The sequence below is a fragment of the Rhizobium sp. 18055 genome (genome assembly GCF_902706285.1).
GTDB lineage: Bacteria > Pseudomonadota > Alphaproteobacteria > Rhizobiales > Rhizobiaceae > Rhizobium.
Window position 1 is genome coordinate 1 of record NZ_CACSKD010000125.1, and the last position, 570, is coordinate 570.

At 69.3% G+C, this 570-nt stretch carries 1 protein-coding gene; it reads right to left on the reverse strand.

Features of this window, described 5'->3' with window-relative positions; translation table 11 throughout:
* The coding region (locus GVL52_RS31705) for a hypothetical protein (RefSeq protein WP_200847954.1) at positions 1 to 398 on the reverse strand (398 nt) is incomplete at its 3' end.
* Positions 399 to 570: the final 172 nt, after the last annotated feature.

The window sequence follows — 570 nt, forward strand, 5'->3', positions numbered from 1 at the left end:
GCGTAGCAGCGCACCTCGCGGTCGTCGTTCATGCGGTAGAGCGGGTGCAGCGCGCTGAACTGGGCCCAGTCGCGCCGCTGGCCGACGAGCAGCAGCCAGTCGTTGCGCAGCCGGTCCTCCTGGTAGGTGCCGGCGAAGCGCTGCAGGAAGGCCGCCACCTCCTGCGGCGTGGCCTGGTCGAGGCGGGCCCGCAGCTCCCAGTACGCTCCCCACGGCTCCAGCACGTGGCCGCGCATGTCGGGCAGCAGTTGCGTGAGCCGCGCGCGGTCGCCCTTGCGGTAGGCCTGCTGCATTTGCAGCAACGCCTCGTCGCCCCGGTTTTGGGCCTGGACAGGCGCTGCGGCGGTGGCCATGACCGCGGCGGCCAGGAGCGGTGTCAGAATCGTGAGGAATTGCATTGGGGAATTATGTGATGGACAAAACAGCCCTGCGGCGCGCATTGATCGAGGAACGCCTGAACCTGCCGGACCGCCTGCGGCGCTCCGACCTCCTGCAGCGCGTGATGCGCATCTGGCTGGTGGACCGGCCCGACACCGTCATCGGCGCCTACTGGCCGATCAAGGGCGAGTT